The 15,412-nt window shown below is 66.5% G+C and carries 9 protein-coding genes; 6 read left to right on the plus strand and 3 right to left on the minus strand.

Translation table 11 applies throughout. From position 1 onward, the window contains the following. Nucleotide 1: 1 nt before the first annotated feature. The 6 genes from KR546_RS03110 (at nt 2) to KR546_RS03135 (ending at nt 11,881) form a co-directional block, all read left to right on the plus strand. Nucleotides 2–748 carry a DUF8175 domain-containg protein gene (locus KR546_RS03110; RefSeq protein ID WP_238443241.1) on the plus strand — a complete coding sequence of 249 codons (747 nt, stop codon included), beginning with the start codon at nt 2–4 and terminating at the stop codon, nt 746–748. 158 nt (nt 749–906) lie between these two features. Continuing rightward, nucleotides 907–2,424: a hypothetical protein gene (locus KR546_RS03115; protein WP_238443242.1), complete on the plus strand. Its 1,518-nt coding sequence runs from the start codon at nt 907–909 to the stop codon at nt 2,422–2,424. Continuing rightward, nucleotides 2,421–3,920, plus strand: a complete 1,500-nt coding sequence (locus KR546_RS03120) for an SCO6880 family protein (RefSeq protein ID WP_238443243.1) — start codon at nt 2,421–2,423, stop codon at nt 3,918–3,920. Before KR546_RS03115 ends, KR546_RS03120 begins: the two co-directional genes overlap by 4 nt. Nucleotides 3,921–3,943: 23 nt before the next feature. After that, a complete protein-coding gene (locus tag KR546_RS03125; RefSeq protein ID WP_238443244.1) occupies nt 3,944–5,176 on the plus strand; it encodes a VirB4 family type IV secretion system protein in 1,233 nt (410 codons plus the stop codon). A gap of 132 nt (nt 5,177–5,308) precedes the next feature. Then, the gene (locus tag KR546_RS03130; protein WP_238443245.1) at nt 5,309–6,841 is read left to right on the plus strand and encodes a type IV secretory system conjugative DNA transfer family protein; all 1,533 of its coding nucleotides are present in this window, start codon (nt 5,309–5,311) and stop codon (nt 6,839–6,841) included. Between the two features lie 198 nt (nt 6,842–7,039). After that, nucleotides 7,040–11,881 carry a type ISP restriction/modification enzyme gene (locus KR546_RS03135; protein WP_238443246.1) on the plus strand — a complete coding sequence of 1,614 codons (4,842 nt, stop codon included), beginning with the start codon at nt 7,040–7,042 and terminating at the stop codon, nt 11,879–11,881. 243 nt (nt 11,882–12,124) lie between these two features. Here the strand turns inward: KR546_RS03135 and KR546_RS03140 are convergent, their stop codons facing one another. The 3 genes from KR546_RS03140 to KR546_RS03150 all read right to left on the minus strand — a co-directional run bounded on the left by KR546_RS03140 (nt 12,125) and on the right by KR546_RS03150 (nt 15,410). Beyond that, a complete protein-coding gene (locus tag KR546_RS03140) occupies nt 12,125–13,237 on the minus strand; it encodes a helix-turn-helix domain-containing protein (RefSeq protein ID WP_274387518.1) in 1,113 nt (370 codons plus the stop codon). Between the two features lie 33 nt (nt 13,238–13,270). Further along, entirely contained in the window at nt 13,271–13,966 is a 696-nt protein-coding gene (locus KR546_RS03145) for a hypothetical protein (protein WP_238443248.1), read from the minus strand. 535 nt (nt 13,967–14,501) lie between these two features. Beyond that, nucleotides 14,502–15,410: an Rv3235 family protein gene (locus KR546_RS03150; protein ID WP_238443249.1), complete on the minus strand. Its 909-nt coding sequence runs from the start codon at nt 15,408–15,410 to the stop codon at nt 14,502–14,504. Nucleotides 15,411–15,412: the final 2 nt, after the last annotated feature.

Consider the following 15,412-nt stretch of genomic DNA (forward strand, 5'->3'; position numbering starts at 1 on the left):
CATGGGCACCACGACCTGGACCCTGGACCCTGCCCGGCACCGTCGACCGTCTCGTGCTGTCCGCCTCGGCACAGGACTAGTCGCACTGGTGGTTGCGGTTGCGGTCGGGGTGGCCATCGGCCGGGTGACCGGCGATCCGGGGGGACCGCCCGCCCCGGCCGATGGCCCAACCCTCACCCGCACCGCCCCGTCTGGCCCCGGACCGACCCGGACCGTCGACGGCGTCCCGGTCGGCTACACCCGGACCCGTGCCGGCGCCATCGCCGCAGCCGCCAACTACGCCGTCGTGCTGGACAGTCCAGCGGTACTTGACGCTGCCAGGGTCGGACCTGCGCTCGACCAGATTGCCACTGATGTGGCCCGAGCTGACCTTCGTGAGCAGTTCGCACGCGCCGCTGCGCTTATCGAGGAACGGCTGAACCTCGACACCGATCAGCTGGAGTCCTCGGACATCGCGATGCGAAGCGCCCCACTGGGCTACCGCGTTGTCGAGCACACCCCCGACACCGCGACGATCGCGGTATGGGGTACCAGCGTCTTCGCAGCGGCCGGTCGTCAAGCAGTCGGGCCCGCTTGGGGCACCACCGAGGTCGGCCTGCATTGGGAGGCAGGGGACTGGCGAGTCGCCTCCCTTGAGACCACTTCGGGCCCTGTCCCGCCCGAGGCGGGATCGGAAATGGGCGGCGTGGTCGCATCCCAGATCAACCGCTTCGAGCCGTTCTGGCAGATCCCACCTGTGAAGGAATGAACATGCGCCTTTGGCCTGCCTGTTTCCTCATCATGCTCGTGCTGGTCACCCTCCCCGGAGGCGTCGCTGGTGCCCAGTCGACGCCGGAGCCATCCCCAGCTGGTCAGCCCACTAGCCCGTCGCCCGACCCAAGCGTGTGCGACATCCCCGGGTGGGGCGTGGAGAACCTCGCATGTGAGGCCATCACGGGTGCCATTGATGCTGGCGCCGGGGCCGTCGTGGCTGGCGGGGCCAAGGCTGCGCTCGCGGGGATCGTGGAGTTCGTGATCGACGGGACTGGGTGGCTGCTCGGCCAACTCACTGGCCTGATCGACGGGTCCACCCGGCCTGATGTCACGTCGGGCTGGTTCCGGGGCGCTTACGGGGATATGGCCGCGATCGCCCTGTTGGGGCTGTTGCCGTTTCTGTTGTTGGCGATCATTCAGGGCATCGTCCGTCAGGACCTCGGGCAGCTGGTGCGGTCGGCGTTCGTGTTCGTTCCGCTGGCGGCGTTGGGGACCGGTGCTGCTGTGGTGGTGGTGGACATGCTGGTCACGATCACCGATGGGATGTCGAACTGGATCGGCCGCAATATGGGGTCAGATCTGAACGACTTCGCTACCGGCCTGGGTACCGCGGTCGCTGCGTTGGCGTTGCCGACCGGCGGGGCTGCGGCCGGGTTCGCGGCGCTGTTGGGGGCGATCGTGGTCGGATTTGCGACGTTTGTGATCTGGCTTGAGCTGGTGTTGCGGCAGGGCGCGATCTACGTGGCGGTGCTGTTTCTGCCGTTGGGGTTCATGGCGATGGTGTGGCCGGCCACGGCGCATTGGCTGCGGCGGCTTGTGCAGGGGCTGGTTGCGATCATCCTGTCCAAGTTCGTGATCGTGGCCGTAATGGCGCTGGCCGCGACCGCGTTGGACACCGACGTCGCCACCGATGGCTATGGGGTCGTGGTGGGTGGCGGTGCGCTGCTGTCGCTGGCTGCGTTGGCGCCGTATGTGCTGTTGCGGTTGATTCCGGTGTTCGATGCGGGGATGACCAGCCAGCTCGAAGGGACGTTGCGTCGGCCGACGGCGGCGGTGGCGCCGCCGGGTGGTGGCCGCAGCCAGATCGCCCACATGCTCCACCAGCGCCTCGCCAACACGGGCGGCGGGGCCGGACCGACGGTCGCTGCAGCGGGGGCGGCGGGTGGCGGCCCGAGCGGGTTGATGGGCGCGGTCGGACTGAATGGCGGCAAGCCGGGTGCCGCGGCAGTCGCCGGGGGAGCGGCCGCGGCCGGGACGTTGGGTGTGGCGACTGCCGGTGCGAAAGCTGCCCAAGCGGGGCTCGGTACGGCGTCCCAGACCGGTGAGGCGACCGTGTCGAAGGGCACAGAGTCGGAGTCGAAAGGTCGCCTCCCCCGCGCTGGTGCTTCGGGTGACGTGGCCTCCACGGAGGGTCTGGGCGGGTCGCCTGCCTCGCAGGATGGGCCATCGCACAACGGCACCGGCCTCCCGCGACAGGACGGAGTCCGTGGCCCTGCAATCGGTCCTACTCAGCCATCCTTGGCCAACGGTCACCAGCCGTCGACCCCCTCGGGCAACGACGACCCGCCTCCGGGCCGTCCTCCCGGACCGCCTGGCCCGGGACTCGAACACCTCCGGATCCACCCGCTCGTCGACGAGCCGGGACCTGATCCTGATGGGAGGCAGCCATGAGTGCGGTCGAGCCACGCCGATACGAGTTCGGATCGGCTGCCGAGGACGACACGTTGATCGCCGGGCTGAGGGCCGGCCAGGTCGCCGTCATCGTCGTCGCCCTTCTGCTCGCCGTCATGACGATCCGTCGGGCCACCAACACTGCCGGGCTGGGCGTGGCGCTGGCGATCGTCGGGTCGGCGGCGGTTGCGGCGTTCTGGCACATCGGCGGCCGCACCGTCGAGCAGTGGATCCCGATCGGCGCCCGCTGGCTCGCCCGGCTCGTCACCGGCAAGACCCGCCACCTGTCGACGTTGCCGCTGTTGGGCGAGACCGATGACGGCAAACCCAACCTGCCACCCGACACCCTCACCGGCGTCGAGATCCTCTCTGCCCCGATCAGCGGGCAGTCCGGCCGGACGGTGGGGGTGGTGTGTGACCGCAAGACGGGCGTGTACGCGGCGGTGTTGGCGGTGCGGGGGCGCAGCTTCCAGTTGGCCGACACTCCCGAGAAGCAACGCCGCCTGGCCGGCTGGGGCGCGGTGCTTGCAGGGTTGGCGCGGGCGTCGTCACCGATCCACCGGCTGCAGTGGGTCGAACGCACCGTCCCCGACGACGGCGACGCGATGGGCCGCTACCTCGCCCGCACCGTCGCCGTCGACACCGGCCACCCCTCCCTCGCGTCGTACCTCGAGCTGGTCGACCAAGGTGGCCCCGCCGCCCCCCAGCACGAGACCTTCCTGGTCGTGTCCATCTCCACCCTCAAGGCCCGCCGGCAGGTCAAGCAGGCCGGCGGCGGCGACTCCGGCGCCGTCGCCGTCCTGCTCCGGGAAGTGTCCGCACTGCGACGCCGGCTGCCGTCAGCCGAGGTCCTCGTCGACGGGCTCCTGCCACCCCGCATGGTCGCTGCCGCGATGCGGACCGCGTTCGACCCGCACGCCCGCATCGGCATGGCCCGCCGCGCCGCGGCAGCTGACGACGAGGCAGGGACGGATCCGGCGAACGCCTGGCCGCTGGCGACCGAGACGGCATGGGGGTCGTATCGGTCGGGGCCGGTGGTGCATGCGACCTACTGGGTGGCGCACTGGCCCCGCACCGCCGTCGGCGCCGACTTCCTCGCCCCCCTCCTGCTCGGCACCGGCGGGATGCGCACCATCGCGTTGACCATGGAACCGGTCTCGCCGCTCAAGGCGCACCGGCAGGTCGAACAGCAGGTCGTCAAGACCATGGCCGACGAAGAACTCCGCGCCAAGGCTGGGTTCACGTTCACCGCCCGCCGCCGCCGCGCCCAGGAAGCCGTGTCCCGACGCGAACAGGAACTGGCGGACGGACATGCCGACTACCGCGTCGCCGGCTACGTCACCGTCACCGCCCAAGACGATGGCGAGCTCGAGGGGGCGTGTGGGGAGCTGGAGCAGGCCGCTCAGCAGTCCCACCTCGAGGTCCGCCGGCTGTACGGGCAGCAGGACGTCGCGTTCACCTGGACCCTCCCGCTCGCACGAGGGCTGGGATCGTGAGGGCCGGGGCGGGGGCGCATCGGGTGTCGACGGCGCATCTGCAGGCGGCGTATCCGTTCGTGTCCGAAGGCGGCCTCGGCGGCGAGGGCGTCTACATCGGCCGCGAAGTCCTCGGTGGGGCGTTCTGCTACGACCCCTGGGTGCTATACCGACGCGGGGTGTTGACGAATCCGAACATGCTGGTCGCCGGCCAAGTCGGCCGCGGCAAGTCGTCGTTCGTCAAGACCTACCTGTGGCGCCAACAGGTCTTCGGCCGCCGCGCCTGGATCATCGACCCCAAAGGCGAATACGGCCCCCTCGCTGCGGCCTGCGGAATCGATCCGATCCGCATCGGGCCAGGCTTGCCCGTCCGCCTGAACCCGCTCGCACCCACTGCCGAGACCGTCGACCGCGCCGCCGTCGACCGCGCCGCCGTCGACCGCCGGCGGATCTCGCTGCTCACGTCGCTCGCCGCCTCCTCGCTCGGGCGCACACTTCAGCCCGAGGAACAGACCGCGGTCGAGCTCGCGGTTACCACCGCAGCCGGCACACACGGCGACGAGCTGGTGTTGCCGCAGGTTGTGGATGCGTTGTTGTGGCCCGACGACGACACCGCCGCCCAGGTCGCCTCCGACGCCGACGCGTTTGCCCAGGCCGGCCGTCAGGTCGCCCTCGAGCTGCGGCGGCTGTGTCAGGGCGACCTGGCCGGGATGTTCGACGGCCCCACCACGGCCGGGATCGACCTCGACGCCCCCGTGGTGGTGTTGGACCTGTCGGCGTTGTATGGGTCGGACGCGCTCGGGCTGTTGATGCTGTGCGCGACCGCATGGCTGCAAGCCTCCCTCCAGGCACACGATCACGAGGACCGGCTGATCTTGGTGATCGACGAGGCCTGGGCGATCCTGCGCCACCTCGAGATCGCCCGCTGGCTGCAAGCCTCCTGGAAACTGTCGCGGCAGTATGGGGTGGCAAACATCGCCGTCGTCCACCGCCTGTCCGACCTCACCGCCGCCGGCGCGCACGGCTCTGAACAGGTCGCCCTCGCCCAAGGCCTGCTCGCCGACTCCGAGACCCGCGTCGTCTACGGCCAATCCCCGGCCGAAACCGACCGCGCTACCGATCTGCTCGGCCTGACCGACGTCGAGGCCGACATCCTGTCCGAACTGGGCCGCGGCGTCGGCCTGTGGCGGGTCGGCGCCCGCTCCTTCCTCGTCGAACACGTCCTCGGGCACACCACCGAGCGGGTGATCGTCGACACCGACGCCAGAATGGGTTGACGGATGGCCACTTCGACCGCGCCCACGTCCCGGCCGCCGAAGCCCGGGCGGATGTCCCCGCTCGAACTGGTCGTTCTCTCGACCCTTGGTGTAGTGGTCGGCGCCACCGCACTCGTGTGGACCACCGCGCAAGTGTCTGCGAAGGTCTGGTTGGGGGAGTCGCCGCAACTGGGGCTTGTCGACACCGTCCCCGTCCTGCTCGCTCTGGTCGACAGTCCCGGTGATCCGGCCGCGGCGTTCCCATCTGAAACCGCCGTACTCGTTCCCGGACCTGTTCCGTTCTGGACCACCCTCGCACTGCTGCTCCTCGTCCCACTGGCGGTGGCGATCGTGTTCCTTCAGTGGCGCATCCGCCGCCGACCCCCCGAAGTCGACACGTCGGCCCGGTGGGCCACCACCAAGGACCTCAAGCCACTCATCGTCAAGAGGCCCACCCCGGGCAGGCTCACCCTCGGCACCGCCCACGGCAGGTTGTTGGCGGCCGAGCCGGGCCACTCCCTGATCGTCATGGGACCCACCCAGTCCGGCAAGACCTCCGGCCTGGCCATTCCTGCCATCCTCGAATGGGACGGCCCCGTCCTCGCGACCTCGGTCAAGACTGACCTGCTCGACGACACGATCACCACTCGCCTCGACCGCGGCGATGTGTGGATCTACGACCCCACGGACACGGTCGCCGACTTCCCATCTGCTACGTGGTCCGCTCTGGCCGAATCGACAACCTGGCAGGGCGCGCTGCGAACCGCGACCTGGCTCACCGACGCCGCGCGCGACGGCGGCTTCCACGATGCCGACTTCTGGTACGCCAACGCCGCCAAACTCCTCGCTCCCATGTTGTACGCGGCAGCCACCTCCGGCCGCACCATGACCGACGTCGTCCGGTGGGTCGACGTGCAGGAACAGCCCGAGGTCGACCTTGAACTCGAGGTCGCCGGGAACCCCGACGCCATCGCCGCGTTCGCCGCCTCAACCGGCCGCGAGGACCGTGCCCGCTCGTCCGTCTACACCACCGCAGAAACCATCCTCCGAGCCTTCGCCGACCCCGCCGTCGCACGCTCCTCGACGACCAGCGAGATCGACCCGGCCCGGCTTCTCGACGGCGGCAGCCACACCCTGTACGTGTCCGCACCCATCCACGAACAGGCCCGGCTCCGACCGCTGTTCACCGCCCTCATCCAGTCCGTGCTCACCGCGGCCTACGACCGCGCCGCCGGTCGTAGTCGGCTCGACCCGCCCCTGCTGGTCGTGCTCGACGAAGCCGCCAACATCGCCCCCCTTCCCGACCTCGCCCAACTCGCCTCGACCGCCGCCGGACTGGGCATCCAGCTGGTGACGGTGTGGCAGGACCGCGCCCAGATCGCCCACCGCTACGGCGCTTCAGCCGCCACCGTGGTCAACAACCACCGCGCCAAGCTCGTCCTCGGCGGCGTGGCAGACACCGCCACCACCGGCGACGTCGCCCAACTGGTCGGTGAGACCGACGTGGCCCGACACTCCACGAGCACCGATGCCGACGGCCGAGTAACAGCCACTGAGGCGACACAGACACAGCTGCTTGCGTCGGCCTCGATGATCCGCACCATGCGACCCTTCGAGGGCCTGCTGGTGTACGGAAGCTTGCCGCCCGCCCGCCTGCGACTGCGGCCCTGGTTCGAGGGCCGATGAGCACTCGGCTCGCGTCTGGGCCGACTCGGAGAAGGGCTTGCCGACACCTGGCGGCTTCTTCCCTGATGACGTCACGCCACTGCTCAGCGAGCAGTGACGGGTGCACCAGGGACTCGCCTCACCGTCGACCATCGGTCGCCTCGGGCTTCTATCGGACTCTACGCTTCCGGCCTAAGACGACCGTGGGAAGATCTAGACTTGGGTGTCTCTGCAGTTCTTGACCAGATCCGGGCGACGGCCACCAGCGAGTACGACAAAGGCGCTGCCTTCGAGCGGATGATGGCCTCGGCCTTTCGACTTGATCGGACATACCGAGAGCGCTTCGAGAAGGTCTGGTTGTGGGCGGACTGGCCCGACCGCCCGGGGTTAGATCTGGGCATCGATCTCGTGGCGAGGACCAGTGACGGTGGACTGATCGCGATCCAGTGCAAGTTCTACGCAGCAGAGCACCAAATCACCAAGTCTGACATCGACAGCTTCTTCACCGAGAGCGGTCGACAACACCTCATAGACGGTGTCCTGCGCGGTTTCGACGAGCGCATCATCGTCGCGACTAGCGACCAGTGGTCGACCAACGCTGAAGGGTCACTCGACAACCAGACCATCCCTGTTATCCGTATCGGGGTTGACGAACTCGACCAGATGACCATCGACTGGGATGCGTTCGATCCTGGCAGCCCGTCGGATCTCGTTCCAACAGCGCGCCACGAGTTGCGGCCGCACCAGACAACGGCCGTCGACAAAGTCCGGTCGGGCTTCTCGTCTTCGGACCGCGGGCAGCTCGTGATGGCTTGCGGCACTGGAAAGACGTTCACGAGCCTGCGAATTGCCGAAGAACATGCCGGTAAGGGGGCGACGGTGCTATTTCTGGCTCCGTCGATCGCGCTGATATCCCAGACTCTGAAGGAGTGGACGGCCCAGACGAAGACCCCGATCCGTCCCTTCGCGATCTGCTCGGACACCACGGCCGGCAGACCGGTGGAGGGCGAGCTCGGCACGCCCTATGACCTGGCGGTTCCACCGACCACAGACGCGGCCGCACTTCAACAAGCCACCGCGCACACACCTCGAGACGACGCCATGACGGTGATCTTCTCGACGTACCAATCCATCGCCGTCGCCGCAGACCTGCAAGCTGCGACCGGCCTCACCTTCGACCTGGTGGTGTGCGACGAGGCTCACCGCACTGCCGGTACCACCGAGGCTGGCGAGGACGCGACCGCGTTCGTCACAGTGCATGACAACGAGCTGATCCCAGCAGCCAAGCGGTTGTACATGACCGCCACGCCGAGGGTCTACAAGCCGGCAGCCAAGACCGACGCGACCGAACACGACGTGATCGTGGCGTCCATGGACGACCCGGAGGTGTTCGGTCCGGAGTTCCACCGGCTCGGGTTCGGCCAAGCCGTCTCGCTCGGGCTGCTAGCTGACTACCGAGTCCTCATCATGACGGTCGGTGAGGACGCGATCAGCGAGTCCTTCCAAGACCTGCTCTCGACCGACGGGAATCTGAATCTGCCGGACGTCGCCAAGATCGTGGGCTGCCTGGCCGGGCTCGGGAAGCGTCGTGGCGTCGGCGCAGGGGCGTTCAGCGGCCTAGACGAGCCGATGCGCCGTGCCGTGGCGTTCTGGTCCACCATCGCAGAGTCGCAGCAGTTCGCGGAACAGTTCGACCTGGTCGCCGAACGCTACGTGGAGATGCAGGAGGAGGAGGGCCGCGAAGTCATCGACCTGCGCGTGCCAACGCGGCACGTCGACGGCACCACCAATATCCGTGCGCGACGCTCCGACATCCGATGGCTCAAAGGCGACCCGGCCGACGACGAGTGCCGCGTGCTCACCAACGCCAAGTGCCTGACCGAGGGCGTCGACGTCCCGGCGCTGGACGCCGTCATGTTCCTCAAACCCAAACGATCCACGGTCGACATCGTCCAGGCCGTCGGCCGCGTGATGCGCAAACCGCCGGGCAAGCAGATGGGCTACATCATCCTGCCCGTTGTAGTCCCGACCGGCCAGTCTGCCGAGACCGTGCTGGAGTCCAACACCGACTACGACGTCGTCTGGTCGGTGCTCCAAGCCCTCCGCAGCCACGACGAGCGGTTCAACAGCTACATCAACCGCATCCAGTACCTGTCGGACTCCCCCTCGGAAGACCCGGACAACCCGATCCAGATCGTTGACGTCGACGCCGACCTCGGCACGGACGATGACAGCGCGAGCCAGCTCACCTTCGGTGGATTCTCGTGGCAGGACTGGACAGCAGCGATTTACACCCGAATCGTCAAGAAGGTCGGCACCCGCGGCTACTGGGAGGACTGGGCAGCCGACGTCGCCGACATCGCACGTCGACACCACCAACGAATCCTCGACATCCTCAACCAACAGCCCGAGGCCAACGAAGCCTTCGCAGGATTCCTGGCCGGACTGCGCGTCAACCTCAACGGCGACATCTCACAGGACGACGCCATCGCCATGCTGTCGCAGCACCTCATTACCGCGCCCATCTTCGAAGCACTGTTCGACTCCAGCAGCTTCGCTCTAACCAACCCGGTCTCGCAGGCCATGGCTGAGATCACGTCGGTCCTCGACCAGTACAGCCTCGACACCGAGACCGCGTCGCTGGATCGCTTCTACGACTCCGTGCGGCAGCGCGTCGAAGGGATCCCGCCTCAAGACGGCGCGGCCCGCCAACGCATCATCAAGGATCTCTACGGACGCTTCTTCGCCAACGCCTTCCCCGAGACCGCCAAGTCACTGGGCATCGTCTACACGCCAATTGAGATCGTCGACTTCATCCTCCGAGCCGCCGAAGCCGTCCTCGCCGAACACTTCGACGGCGCATCCATGTCCGACGAGGGCGTTCATGTTCTCGACCCGTTCACCGGAACCGGGACGTTCCTCGCCCGTCTGCTCCGATCAGGCATCATTCAGCCCAGCGACCTGGCCCGAAAGTTTGCGAACGAGCTCCACGCCAACGAAATCCTGCTGCTGGCCTACTACATCGCCGCCGTCAACATCGAGACGACCTACCAGCAGATCGTGGACTCCGAGGAGTACACACCGTTCCCCGGCGTCGTCCTGACCGACACCTTCGCCATGGCCGAAGGCAACGTCGCCCTCACGCTCGACGTCTTCCCGATCAACAGCGACCGCGCACAGAAGCAACGCGAACTCGACATCCGCGTCATCGTCGGCAACCCCCCTTACTCGGCGACCGGCAACCTCGCCTACCCGGCCCTAGACAAACTGATCGCCGACACCTACGTCGCCAAGTCGGCCGGCACTCGGTTCGGCTCGGTCTACGACGCCTACATCCGAGCCATCAGATGGGCCTCACAGCGCGTGCTCGACTCGACTCTGGGGGGCGTGGTGGCCTTCGTCACCAACGGCGGCTTCATCGACTCCAACGTCATGGACGGGCTGCGTCTGACCCTTGCCGACGAGTTCCACCACGTCTACGTCTACAACCTGCGCGGCAACCAACGCACTGCTGGCGAGCTATCACGAAAGGAGGGTGGAAAGGTCTTCGGCAGCGGCAGTCGCAACACCGTGGCCATCACCCTCCTGGTCTCGCTTCCGGGAGACCCTCCACCGGACGGCGCCCAGATCCACTACATCGACATCGGCGACTACCTAAGCAGAACAGACAAGCTTCGCATCTTGGACAACAATCTCCGGCCTCAGGGCGCTGCCCAGGCAAAGCTGGCCGACCTCCCGTGGACACCCATCGAACCCAACGCCTATGGCGACTGGATCAACCAGCGGTCAGCGAAATTCGAGGACTTAGTCCCGCTTCACGACGACGATGAAGGTTCGATATTCGCGATCAGGTCACACGGCCTGAAGTCGAATCGAGACGCCTGGAACTACAACTCCTCCGAGCAGGGAGTCAGGACGAACGTCGAGCGCATGCTCGCTCACTACAACGACCAGGTCACGGCATTCGCTCAAGCGCACCCAAACCTCACCGGAACGCAGTCGAAGCGCGCGAAGATCGCGAAAGCGACGGTCGATCGAGACCCCACCAAGTTCAGTTGGGACCGAGCTGACTACAAGCGCCTCGTGGACGGCCAGACCTACAGCATGGACGACGCCGTGCTGCAGCCGGCCATGTACAGACCGTTCGTTTCAAGACACGCAAACTCAGGTCGGCTGCTGAACAACACCGTCTACAAGCAGCCGCGGATCTTCCCGTCCGCAGAGACGGCCAATCTAGCGATCGGGGTGCTGGAACCCGGGGGGAGCGCTCCCTTTACGGCCCTCATGGTCGATCGGCTCCCCGACGACAAGCTGGCTGGCGCTGGCAACGCCATGCAGTTCCTGCCCCGCTGGATCTATCCCGACAGGGATGTCGCCTCGACCGACCAGACCGAACCGGGCAGCCGTCGAGACGGGGTGACCAACCACGCCCACGAGCTGTTCCAAGTAGCCGATCCCGACATCACCAAGGACGACATCTTCTTCATCGTGTACGCCATCCTCCACCACCCGCAATACCGCGACACCTTCGCCAACGACGTCGCTAGATCACTGGCACGAATCCCCGTCCCCGACAAGCCCACCACACTTCGCGCTCTTGGCGAGGCGGGACGCCAGCTCGCGTCGCTGCATGTCAGTTACGACGACGTGCAACCCTGGCCCAAGCTCACCATCGACCGAAGAGACGACTTCGATCAAGCCAACCGCGACCACCTGCGCATCACGAAGATGCGCTATGCCAAGAAGCCCAACCCGAGCGACCCAGGCGGCCGAAAGATCGATGACAAGTCGGTGCTCGTCTACAACCCGTGGATCACCATCCGCGGCATCCCCGAGCGCGCCCATCATTACCGGTTGGGGTCACGCTCCGCGCTGGACTGGGTCGTTGATCAGCAGCGAGTCAGGACATACACGAAGTCCGGCATCACAAACGACCCGAACGACTCGGCTGACGAGCACGACGACCCTAGCTATCTGCTGAACCTGATCGGTCGAGTCGTCACCGTGTCAATGCAGACACTCGACGTCATCGAGGGTCTCCCAGACCTGGAGATGGAGTAGCGAGAAGCCGAACCGTGCTGGGAGGCTCGGCAGAACGGCCCGGCACCTCATCGTCGAAGCAGGTGATAGGGCTTGGTCGCCATCCAACATGAACTGCCAACCCTAACGACCCTTGGGCTTCTTGGCCCGATCGGAGCGGTCGCAAGCCAGAGCGACGAGGTCGTGGCCTTCCAGTTGTACTTCGTACGCCTCTACCGCGGCTGAGTTCTCGGCGGATCGTCTCACCCCGTGGACTTGCCGTCGTCAGTCTCCGACCAACCTCAGGTGCCGTTCGCCGGATTTGGAAGTGGCCGCTCGGGGAGGGATGTCCCCGCCCACCGGAGTCAAGGCCAGCCCAAATACAACTTTGTCCAGTTCGGCGACGGGAATCTGCAGGGTTTCGGCCACATGCGTACGTCCCAGTTGCTCGTCAGCTAGAGAACCGAAGACCTTGAGCAGCACCTGTGATGACTCGCGTTGCATGCCGTTGGGCTCGGTTTTCCTAAACCCCTGCTCGCTCAATTCGATGTAGACAGATCGGTACTGCCAGTCACTCAGCAGACCAAGGTCGTGCATTCTGTAGGCAAGCGCAGCAGCTGAAACACCCCAGCGCCGCTTGTCCTGAATGAGGTGCGACAGTCGAGCCCCCGCGCGAGCCTCTGCCAAGACACTGCCACGGGGCATCAGGAATGCCGATCCAAACCGCTTTGCCTCTGTCTCAGCGGCCCGACCCCTAGGCCGGTCATGCCCCCAGTGCAGGACCAGATGACCCAGCTCGTGGGCGGCATCCATGCGGCTTCGCTCTGCAGTCTTGAGCGTGTTCAAGAAGACGTAGGGCAATCCATCGCTGTTCCAGAACGAGTAAGCATCAATTTCAGCGCACTCGTCAGCCAACGAAAAGACCCGTGTGCCATGGGCCTCGAGGAGATGAATCATGTTCGACACGGGACGCTGACCTAGGCCCCACTCCTGACGGACCGCCTCAGCCGCTGTCTCGGGATCGACCCCGGTGAGCTTTGGCACATCGATGCTTGGAAGTACGAACTGGTCATCGATCCAGGTTGCCAGGGAACTCGCGTACCAGGCTGAGGCGAACGCTTGCTTCTGCTGTCGCGCCGTAAGGGTTGAGAGGGCACGAAAGCTTGCGGCAGCCAACCGAGGTTCGGGAAGGTCCGGTCCGGTGAAGTAACTCTCCGGAAAACCCAACGCTTCTGCGAGCCTCCGCACGGTCTCGCTGCTGGGTTCCTGGTCGGCGTTGTCACTCTCGTAGGCGGACAGGCTCCGTGTCGAGACGCCGGCGGCCTCTGCGAGCGCACGCTTCGTCATCCCTCGCCTCTCGCGGGCGAGAGCCAGGCGGATTGGACTGAACCTCGGCAAAGTGTGTCCCCGTACAGTTTGCGCTTTGGCTTGTCAGGCTCGCCGGCGGATGTCAATGTCGACGTCGTCGACATCCTCGGCTGCGAGTGGGGCATCCTCAGAGAACGGCTCCGGCAGGTGCGGGATCGGCGACAGGATGATGCGCTGTTGCCAGCCGGTCACCCGACCCGTTTCATCCATGTTGACCGGCAGGGACAGCTCAACGCGGATCTCCTCGGCCTCGTCATCGACGTAGTGCAGCAGCAGCCAAGTACGCACCCCCTCATCGGGTAGAGCGCGAGGGCTCGGGAACTGCTCCGCGACCATCTCGAACAGCGAGAGCTGGTTCTTCGCAGTGCGCGATCGCGTCAGTGGGCCTTTGGTCGTCCGGGTGGCGACGACTTCACTGGCACGACCGGTCGCCGCGTTGCCGGCCGCCACGGCAATCGCGTCCTGGCCGGTCGGGCTGATGACTGTGGCGTAGTTGGATGCATTGTTGGACTGCCATTTGGCAGCCACGAGTCGGTCGCGTAGCGCGCGGACGATCTTGCCCCACGCGATGATCCCCGGCACCGAGGGGGGCTCATGGAGCGTGCAACTGAACGCGTGACGCAGCCCCCACTCAGCGGACTCGAGCAGCAGGGACTCTGTCAACCCCAGTGCGGCAAGAGCGGCGGCCGTCTCCTGCCCCTCGTGGATCACGGTCGTGTCGACAGCCTGCGGGTGACTGATTCCCATCATGATCCTCATCTCACACACGCCTCTCGGCCCAGAACGGTTCCCGGCTACGGCGCTTCGCGTTACGGTACCTCACATGAGGTCGCAAAACCCGCAACCTCAACCCACGGCCAAGGAGTCGGGCCGTCGAGGAGCGAAGTGACGTGCTAGCAGAAGGGCATGCCGCCACCTAGCTCAGGTCCAGCCTTGACGAGTGTTCATGGGACCTGTTCGGCCCCCAGCGGTGCGGCTTCGAAGGAGCTCGCGGAGTAGGTCGCCGGTCGCTTCCTGGTGAGCGGCATTCCTGGGGACGGAAGGCGGCGGTCCAAGAATTGAGTCGTGCGACACGTTGAATCGGTGCCGGTAGTCCAGGAGGACGTGCCGGATCAACGACGGGCAGCGATGTGTCGACCAAGCCGTGGCCATGCACGGCACTAGTCCGACGTGATCTACCGCCCGATGCCTGCCGATCACCGGCACGAGCACACGGCCCGGGATGGACAGAAAGAGACGTCCCCGAGGCATCCGTGACCGCCCTCAGCCCCCAGTCGGCTCTTCCTTCCCGCCATCAACGCTCAAGAGCGTGGCTGCGGTCGGGAGAGATGGCAAGGTCTGAGTTGTTCCGTCGGAGCTGTTGCTGGATGGCTTGCGTGAGTCGGGCGACCTCGCTGCGGGCTTCCTGCTGCTCTTGGTTTGTCGGGAGTGGGCCAAGTGCGGCGTCGCCTTCGACTTGGTAGCACTGCCGGTACTCCTCGATAGCGTCGCGCGCTGAGTCCCACTGAAGTCGCTGCCAGGTGTTGTGGGCGGGTGGTTGACCGAGGAGCTTGGTGACGTATAGCGGTGGCGCTTCCAGGCTGTGCTTGGTGGCCTCGACCTGCTCACGGTGGGAGACCCGGGTTTGCAGGTCCGCAACTTCGCGGTCGAGTTCGGCAAGGCGGCTGGCGTGCCTAGACGTGGAGGATCCGGCCTCGCGTTCTGCGACATGCCCCGCCTCAACGATGTCGCGCTCTCGTTCCACCCACTCGAGGAGACCTCGAAGGTCGGACTGGGCCGAGCGTTCGACGTGTCGCGCGAGCGGCCGCTGGGGAACACGTTGCAGTTCGGACACGGCGAGCTGTCCGTCGCGGCCGGTTGTGAGCTGCAGAAGGATGGCGCTCCAGCGGTCGTGTTGTTCCCGGGCGGTGAGCGATGCGTGGATGCGGCCGTCGGCGTAGCGGGTGAGCTGGGGGGTGCCGATGTCGCGTGGGTGTACGGGTCCACCGTGGGGGAAGACACGGCGGGGGTTCAGTTGGATTTGGCGCTGTGCTGCCGGGGTGAGGTAGGGGGCGAGATGCTGGGGCGGGCGCAGTCCCCGTTCGACCTCGAGGTGGAGGCGGACGAGGCTGCCGATGACCTCGACGATCTGGTCGTCGGTCAGGTGGCGTGCGTCGGCGCGGGCGGGCTGGTCCGCGAGGGCTGCTGCCGGTGCCGGGGTCATGG

This window comes from Salsipaludibacter albus (assembly GCF_019798055.1).
In the GTDB taxonomy this organism is placed as follows: domain Bacteria; phylum Actinomycetota; class Nitriliruptoria; order Nitriliruptorales; family Nitriliruptoraceae; genus Salsipaludibacter; species Salsipaludibacter albus.

What these genes read in the sequence shown, in the direction of transcription:
- KR546_RS03150 (WP_238443249.1), bottom strand. Translation starts at nt 15,410, where the DNA reads ATGACCCCGGCACCGGCAGCAGCCCTCGCGGACCAGCCCGCCCGCGCC.
- KR546_RS03120 (WP_238443243.1), top strand. Translation starts at nt 2,421, where the DNA reads ATGAGTGCGGTCGAGCCACGCCGATACGAGTTCGGATCGGCTGCCGAG.
- KR546_RS03145 (WP_238443248.1), bottom strand. Translation starts at nt 13,966, where the DNA reads ATGAGGATCATGATGGGAATCAGTCACCCGCAGGCTGTCGACACGACC.
- KR546_RS03110 (WP_238443241.1), top strand. Translation starts at nt 2, where the DNA reads ATGGGCACCACGACCTGGACCCTGGACCCTGCCCGGCACCGTCGACCG.